Source organism: Pseudomonas sp. SDO5591_S426 (assembly GCF_054070755.1).
Genome location: NZ_JBSVXD010000235.1, coordinates 1 through 7,446 on the forward strand (window position 1 = coordinate 1; position 7,446 = coordinate 7,446).

Consider the following 7,446-nt stretch of genomic DNA (forward strand, 5'->3'; position numbering starts at 1 on the left):
ACCCTGCGAAAGCGTAGCCCTCGCAGGGTGTGGGGGTGACCATCTCATTAGCCCATGACATGTCATGGGCTTTTTGATTTCTGCGTGATGTATTTACACGTAGAACGACTTCAGCGGCGGAAAGCCATTGAACTCTACAGCGCTGTAGCTGGTGGTGTACGCGCCGGTCGACAGCCAGTACAGGCGATCACCGATGGCCAGGTTCAACGGCAGGCCGTACTTGTAGTTTTCGTACATGATGTCGGCGCTGTCGCAGGTCGGGCCGGCGATCACGACTTCTTCCATCTCGCCTTTTTTCTCGGTCCAGATCGGGAACTTGATGGCTTCGTCCATGGTTTCGATCAGGCCGGAGAACTTGCCCACATCCGTGTACACCCAACGCTCAACGGCGGTACGGGATTTACGCGCGACCAGCACCACTTCGCTGACCAGAATACCGGCGTTGGCGATTAGCGAACGGCCCGGTTCCAGGATGATTTCCGGCAGGTCATCACCGAAGTCTTCCTTGAGGAAACGGATGATTTCTTCAGCGTAGGTTTCCAGGCTGTTGGTGCGGGTGATGTAGTTGGCCGGGAAGCCACCGCCCATGTTGATCAGCTTCAGGTGGATGCCGTCTTCTTCTTTCAGACGTTCGAAGATCACTTTGACCTTGGCGATTGCCGCGTCCCAGACGCTGATGTCGCGCTGCTGCGAGCCAACGTGGAACGAGATGCCGTAAGGCACCAGGCCCAGGTCACGGGCGAGAATCAGCAGGTCCATGGCCATGTCGGTCTGGCAGCCGAATTTGCGCGACAAAGGCCAGTCGGCGGTGGTCGAGCCTTCGGTCAGGATACGTACGTAGACTTTCGAGCCCGGAGCGGCCTTGGCGATGTTGCGCAGGTCGGCTTCGGAGTCGGTGGAGAACAGGCGCACGCCCTTCTCGTAGAAGTAACGGATGTCCTTGGATTTCTTGATGGTGTTGCCGTAGCTGATTCGGTCGGCGCTGACGCCGCGGTCCATGACCTTGTCCAGCTCGTAGATCGAGGCGATGTCGAAGCTCGAACCCTTGTCTTTCAACAGGTCGATGATCTCGACGGCAGGGTTGGCCTTGACCGCGTAATAAACTTTAGCGAATTCGAAACCGGCGCGCAGGTCATCGTAGGCCTGGCTGATCATCGCGGTGTCGATCACCACGAACGGGGTTTCTTGCTTGTCGGCGAACGCCTTCATTTTGTCAAAAGTGGCGCGCGCGAAATAGTCTTCGACGTTGATCGACATGCTGGGAACTCCTACTGGCAAACTAAAATTATCAATGGGTGCAAATGAACGTCCTCCGTATCCCCACTTTGGTTCGCCTACTTCCCAAGGCATGTCGCCGAAAGCAAAAAGGCCATGGGAAGTGCAGCTTTCCCTTGGCCTTGCTGTCTCGTCGTCAGTACTTGAGCCGGATGGATCGTTTCCAGCATGGACGTTCGGCGCGAACTTTAGGGCGTGAGGGGCTTGAGATCAACAAAAAATGTCGCGTTTTTGCACGCTTCTGACGTGCGTTACGTTCATCACTCGTTGTAACCGACTCAGATGACAGTCGGATGTTCCCCATGAATTGCGAAGTGTTAAAAATACCTGCACGTTCGCGGCTTTTGTGCGCCAAGTCGCTAGTAAGTACGAAGGCGTCAACTTCGGCGACGTTGGGTGCGAGAAGGTGATCTGAGAGGGGATTTGGCTAATTCAGGGAGTGATTTTTCGGAGCTTTTGTCGGTGGGACTGTTGATATTTTTTTCCGGCCCGCGAAGCCTCCGAAATTTGCACCGAACCTGTGGGAGCCAGCCTGCTGGCGATGACAATTTCATCATCAAAACAGTGTTGACTGGCATTTCCCTATCGCTAGTAGGCTAGCTCCCACAGGTTTTTGCATTTTTACCGAGCGATTTGAGGTGTCAGGCGACCACCTCCTCGGCTGGCGACACGATGTTGGTCTTCATCCCTCGCGAACGACCCGAGCTCAAGTAAGCCGCAATGGACTCCTGCGTCACCTCACCCAGAAACACCCGCTCGGCGTCCATTACCGGCAACCACGCACGATTAAATTCGTACATGCGCGACAACAGGATGCGCAAATGTTCGTCGTACGCCGCCGTCGCATTGAACTCGCGCAGGTACTGGCCGCAGGTGCCGGTCTGACGGTGCAGGTCGCGACGTCTTACGTAGCCCAGGGCTTTGTTTTCGGTGCAGGTCACCACCACGTAAAGGCGGTCGTGCTCGTCCATCAATTCCAGCGCTTCGGCTACCGGGGTTTCCGGGCTGACGGACGGTGCGTTGTCCGCTGCGTCTTCGGCTTTCACCAGCAGCAGGCGCTTGAGCGTACTGTCCTGACCGACGAAGTTGCTGACAAAGTCATCCGCCGGATGCGCGAGCAACGTATCAGGATGATCGATCTGCAACAGCTTGCCGGCGCGGAAGATGGCGATCTTGTCGCCGAGCTTGATCGCCTCGTCGATGTCGTGGCTGACCATGATCACGGTCTTGTTCAGCGCTCGCTGCATTTCGAAGAACTCGTTCTGGATCATCTCGCGGTTGATCGGGTCGACCGCGCCGAACGGTTCGTCCATCAGCAACAGCGGCGCATCAGCGGCCAGGGCGCGAATCACCCCGATCCGCTGTTGCTGGCCACCGGACAATTCTCGCGGATAACGATGCAAATATTGCTTGGGCTCAAGCTTGATCATGCTCATCAATTCGCGGGCGCGGTCGTGGCATTTCTGTTTGTCCCAGCCGAGCAGTTTTGGCACGACCACGATGTTCTCTTCGATGGTCATGTTGGGGAACAAACCAATCTGCTGGATCACGTAGCCGATGTTGCGGCGCAGGGTCACTTCGTCGAGGCCAGTGGTGTCTTCGCCATTGATCAGGATCTTGCCGGAGGTCGGTTTGATCAGGCGGTTGATCATTTTCAGCGTGGTGCTTTTGCCGCAACCCGATGGCCCGAGGAACACGCAGATTTCGCCTTCATTGACGGTCAGGCTCACCGAATCCACGGCTTTCACATCTTTGCCGTTGCTTTGGAAGGTCTTGCTGAGGTTTTGAAGTTCGATCATTTGAGTAATCCTTTTGGAGTCAGCGAACGTTGCAGCCATTGCAGAAGCAGGTCGGCGAAGATGGCCAGGAGGCTGACCAATACGGCGCCGACGATCAGCATCGACATGTCGCTGCGGCTGATGGAAGCGAGGATGAGTACGCCCAGGCCACCGGCGCCGATGGTGGCGGCGATGGTCATCACGCCGATGTTCATCACCACGGCGGTGCGTACGCCGGCGAGGATCACCGGTACGGCGATGGGCAGTTCGACCATGCGCAGGCGCTGGCCGAAGGTCATGCCGATGCCGCGCGCGGCTTCACGAATACCCGGCTCGACGCTGGTCAGTGCCAGGTAGGTGTTGCGCATGATTGGCAGCAGTGAATAGAGGAACACGGCGGTGATCGCCGGCATCGGGCCGAGGCCCTGACCGAATTTCGAATAGAACGGCAGCAGCAGGCCAAACAGGGCAATCGACGGCACGGTCAGCAGCACCGTGGCGCTAGCCTGCAAAGGCCCGGCGAGACTCGGGAAGCGCGTCATCAAAATGCCCAGCGGCACACCGACCAGAATCGCCAGGGTCACGGCGATGCCGACCAGGGTGATGTGTTGCCACGTCAGGTGTAAGACCAATGGCCAGTCGAGATGGGAAAAGGCGTTCAAAAATTCCATGACTTTTCCTCCTTAATGGATCGGGTGCTGGCGCAGGAAATCGGCGGCAACGGCTGAGGGGCTTTGGTGCTCGACGTCGACCCGCGCGTTGAGCTCGCGCATGGTGTTGTCATCGAACAGTTCGGCCAGCGGCTTGAGTTGTTCGGCCAGTTGCGGATGTGCGTCGAGGTAGGCCTGACGCACCACCGGTGCGGCGGTGTAGTCCGGGAAGTAGTGCTTGTCGTCTTCCAGCAGTTTCAGCTTGAAGGCGTTTAGGCGACCGTCGGTGGTGTAGACCAGACCGGCAAACACCTGGCCGTTGCGCAGCGCGGTGTAGACCAGACCTGCGTCCATCTGCCGGATGTTTTTGCGGCTCAGGTTCATGTCGTAGAGCTTGACCATGCCATCCAGACCGTCCGAGCGGTTGGCGAACTCGGTGTCCAGCGCCACCAGGTTGTTGGTCTTGGCTTCCTTGCGCAGCACCGTGTTCAGCTCGCTGATGGTGTTGATCTGCGGGTACTCATCCGCGACGTTTTTCGGCAGGGCGAGGGCGTAGGTGTTGCTGAATTTCGATGGCGTCAGCCAGACCAGTCCCTTTTTGCCGTCGAGTTCTTTCACTCGTGCGTAGGACTGTTCGCTGTCGAGTTTTTCAGTGACATGGTTGTAGGCCACCAGCGACACGCCGGTGTATTCCCAGAGCATGTCCAGCTGGCCACTTTCATGGGCGCTGCGGGCCAGGTTACTGCCCAATCCGCCGGTCACTTGTACGTCGTAACCCTTGGTGCGCAGGTACTGCGAGGTGATTTCCGCCAGCAGGGTTTGCTCGGTGAACACGCGGGCGCCGATGCGGATGACGGGTTTTTCCGCGGCTTGGGCAAATCCTGCGAACAGCAGGACGCAGCCTAGTAAAAAGCTTGATGTTTTCATGACGATTCCTTTGCCGAGGCTTAAGACGGGCGCAAGCCGCGTTCGAGCCAGAGACGGCTGGCGAGTGTCACCAGGCCATCGAGCAACAAGGCCAGCAGCGCGGTACATGCGGCGCCGAGCAGCAGTTGCGGCTGATTGTTCAGGGCAATGCCGGGGAAGATCAGGCTGCCAAGGCTATTGGCGCCGATCAGGAATGCCAGCGGCGCCGTCCCGACGTTGATCGCCAACGCCACGCGCACGCCACCGATGATGATCGGCACGGCATTGGGCAATTCGACTTTCCACAGCACCTGGCGCGGGGTCATGCCGATACCGACGGCGGCTTCCTTGAGTGAGCCCTGAACGTTTTGCAGGCCTTCGTAGGTGTTGCGCACGATAGGCAGCAACGAGGCGAGGAACAGGGCGAAGATGGCCGGGCCGCTGCCGATGCCGAGGATGCCGAGGGCAATAGCCAGAACGGCGAGCGGCGGAACGGTGTTGCCGATATTGAAGAACTGCATGAAGCGTTCGGCGCGTCCAACCATGGTCGGGCGACTGAGGAAGATGCCGGCAGGAATGCCCACGACAAGGGCGGCCAGCATGGAAGCGAGGACGAGAATCAGATGAGCTTGCAGGTAAAACAGCAAATCGTCGCGGTAGTGTTCGATCGTGTTGATGCCGATCCAGTGGATCAGCAGGGCCAGAAGGGCGAATACCAGCGCGCCTCCTATCAGCCCTTTGCCATAGTGGATAGCCACAGGCGGACTCCTTTTTTCAGTCGGCGAACGCAGTCCCGTGTGGCATGCCATGCCTGGCTGCCGGGTAAAACGTTCGCGAGAAGCAGCTCTATCAATGCCGGTAAAGCAGCACGAAATCGAGCCATGAGCACAGCCTCGTCAGGCCGAATTGCAGGTGTTTCAGGCCCCCGACGAGTGGTCGTTACGGGGGAGTGGACGTCTCCGTGCTTCAAAAGGTTCCCATCTGAAGCAGCATTTGGCCACCCCTAATGTGCTCAACGGTTCGGTTATTGACTCAAGTTGGGCTATAATCTGCGCCCTTTTTTTGAATCACCTGCCAGGCGATTTCCCATGACCAAACAGGCCGCCGAAGTCGCGAAACGCCGCACTTTCGCCATTATTTCCCACCCCGATGCCGGTAAGACCACCATCACCGAGAAGCTCTTGCTGATGGGCAAGGCGATTGCGGTTGCCGGTACGGTGAAATCTCGTAAGTCCGACCGCCATGCCACCTCCGACTGGATGGAAATGGAAAAGCAGCGTGGTATTTCCATTACCACGTCGGTCATGCAGTTCCCGTATCGCGAGCACATGATCAACCTGCTCGACACCCCGGGTCACGAAGACTTCTCCGAAGATACCTACCGCACCCTGACGGCGGTGGACTCGGCGTTGATGGTTCTCGACGGCGGTAAAGGTGTAGAGCCACGGACCATCGCGCTGATGGATGTCTGCCGTCTGCGTGACACGCCGATCGTCAGCTTCATCAACAAACTCGACCGTGACATCCGCGACCCGATCGAACTGCTCGACGAAATCGAAGCAGTCCTGAAGATCAAGGCTGCGCCGATCACCTGGCCGATCGGTTGCTACCGCGACTTCAAGGGTGTTTATCACCTCGCCGACGACTACATCATTGTCTACACGGCCGGTCACGGTCACGAACGCACCGAAACCAAGATCATCGAGAAGCTCGATTCCGATGAAGCCCGCGCCCATCTGGGTGACGAGTACGAGCGTTTCATCGAGCAGCTGGAACTGGTGCAGGGCGCCTGCCACGAGTTCAACCAGCAGGAATTCCTCGACGGTCAGCTGACCCCGGTGTTCTTCGGTACTGCACTGGGCAACTTCGGTGTCGACCACGTCCTCGACGCCGTGGTTGATTGGGCGCCGCGCCCTCTGGCGCGCGTGGCCAACGAGCGCACCGTGGAGCCGGTGGAAGAGAAGTTCTCGGGCTTCATCTTCAAGATCCAGGCGAACATGGACCCGAAACACCGCGACCGGATCGCCTTCATGCGTATCTGCTCCGGCAAGTACGAAAAAGGCATGAAGATGCGCCACGTGCGAACCGGCAAGGACGTACGGATCGGCGACGCACTGACATTCTTCTCTTCTGAGCGTGAGCAACTGGAAGAAGCGTTTGCCGGCGACATCATCGGCCTGCACAACCACGGCACCATCCAGATCGGCGACACCTTTACCGAAGGCGAAGTCCTGGGCTTCACCGGCATCCCGCACTTCGCCCCGGAACTGTTCCGTCGCGTGCGTCTGCGTGATCCGCTGAAATCCAAGCAACTGCGCCAAGGCCTGCAGCAATTGGCCGAAGAAGGCGCGACCCAGGTGTTCTTCCCGGAACGCAGCAACGACATCATCCTCGGCGCCGTCGGTGTGCTGCAGTTCGATGTGGTCGCCAGCCGTTTGAAAGAGGAATACAAGGTCGAGTGCTCCTACGAGCCGATCACTGTTTACTCGGCCCGCTGGATCGAATGCAGCGACAAGAAGAAGCTTGAGGAATTCTCCAACAAGGCTGTGGAAAACCTGGCACTGGACGGCGGCGGTCACCTGACCTACCTCGCGCCGACGCGGGTCAACCTGGCACTGATGGAAGAGCGCTGGCCGGACGTGAAATTCCGTGCGACGCGTGAGCATCACTAAGCGCTGAGTGGCTACACCGAAAACCCCGATGCGAAAGCCTCGGGGTTTTTTATTGGAGATCAAAAGATCGCAGCCTTCGGCAGCTCCTACAGGTGATTGCATTTCAATGCAGATACCGTCTTGAACCTCACCGGGCAAGCGCAAGTTTCGGGTCGTAGGGCTGGC

The 7,446-nt window shown here is 58.2% G+C and carries 6 protein-coding genes; 1 reads left to right on the forward strand and 5 read right to left on the reverse strand.

The features are described 5' to 3' along the window. Positions 1-93: 93 nt before the first annotated feature. From ACW9JC_RS27135 to ACW9JC_RS27155, 5 genes are all read right to left on the reverse strand, one after another. Complete coding sequence (locus ACW9JC_RS27135) at positions 94-1,257, reverse strand: type III PLP-dependent enzyme (RefSeq protein WP_014716890.1); 1,164 nt, start codon at positions 1,255-1,257, stop codon at positions 94-96. A 659-nt stretch (positions 1,258-1,916) separates the two neighbouring features. Continuing rightward, the gene (locus ACW9JC_RS27140) at positions 1,917-3,074 is read right to left on the reverse strand and encodes an osmoprotectant ABC transporter ATP-binding protein OsmV (RefSeq protein WP_457458854.1); all 1,158 of its coding nucleotides are present in this window, start codon (positions 3,072-3,074) and stop codon (positions 1,917-1,919) included. Beyond that, complete coding sequence (locus tag ACW9JC_RS27145; RefSeq protein WP_338584665.1) at positions 3,071-3,724, reverse strand: ABC transporter permease; 654 nt, start codon at positions 3,722-3,724, stop codon at positions 3,071-3,073. The genes ACW9JC_RS27140 and ACW9JC_RS27145 overlap by 4 nt, the downstream gene beginning before the upstream one ends. 12 nt (positions 3,725-3,736) lie before the next feature. Further along, on the reverse strand, positions 3,737-4,630 hold the full coding sequence (locus ACW9JC_RS27150; RefSeq protein WP_457458856.1) for a glycine betaine ABC transporter substrate-binding protein: 894 nt from the start codon (positions 4,628-4,630) through the stop codon (positions 3,737-3,739). A gap of 20 nt (positions 4,631-4,650) precedes the next feature. Next, positions 4,651-5,367, reverse strand: coding sequence for an ABC transporter permease (locus ACW9JC_RS27155; RefSeq protein ID WP_457458858.1), 717 nt, complete (start codon positions 5,365-5,367; stop codon positions 4,651-4,653). Between the two features lie 330 nt (positions 5,368-5,697). Between ACW9JC_RS27155 and ACW9JC_RS27160 the strand changes: the two genes are divergently transcribed. After that, positions 5,698-7,281 (forward strand): peptide chain release factor 3, encoded by a 1,584-nt coding sequence (locus ACW9JC_RS27160; protein ID WP_008057464.1) that lies wholly within the window; start codon positions 5,698-5,700, stop codon positions 7,279-7,281. Positions 7,282-7,446: the final 165 nt, after the last annotated feature.

What these genes read in the sequence shown, in the direction of transcription:
- ACW9JC_RS27135 (WP_014716890.1), bottom strand. Translation starts at nt 1,257, where the DNA reads ATGTCGATCAACGTCGAAGACTATTTCGCGCGCGCCACTTTTGACAAA.
- ACW9JC_RS27160 (WP_008057464.1), top strand. Translation starts at nt 5,698, where the DNA reads ATGACCAAACAGGCCGCCGAAGTCGCGAAACGCCGCACTTTCGCCATT.
- ACW9JC_RS27150 (WP_457458856.1), bottom strand. Translation starts at nt 4,630, where the DNA reads ATGAAAACATCAAGCTTTTTACTAGGCTGCGTCCTGCTGTTCGCAGGA.
- ACW9JC_RS27145 (WP_338584665.1), bottom strand. Translation starts at nt 3,724, where the DNA reads ATGGAATTTTTGAACGCCTTTTCCCATCTCGACTGGCCATTGGTCTTA.
- ACW9JC_RS27140 (WP_457458854.1), bottom strand. Translation starts at nt 3,074, where the DNA reads ATGATCGAACTTCAAAACCTCAGCAAGACCTTCCAAAGCAACGGCAAA.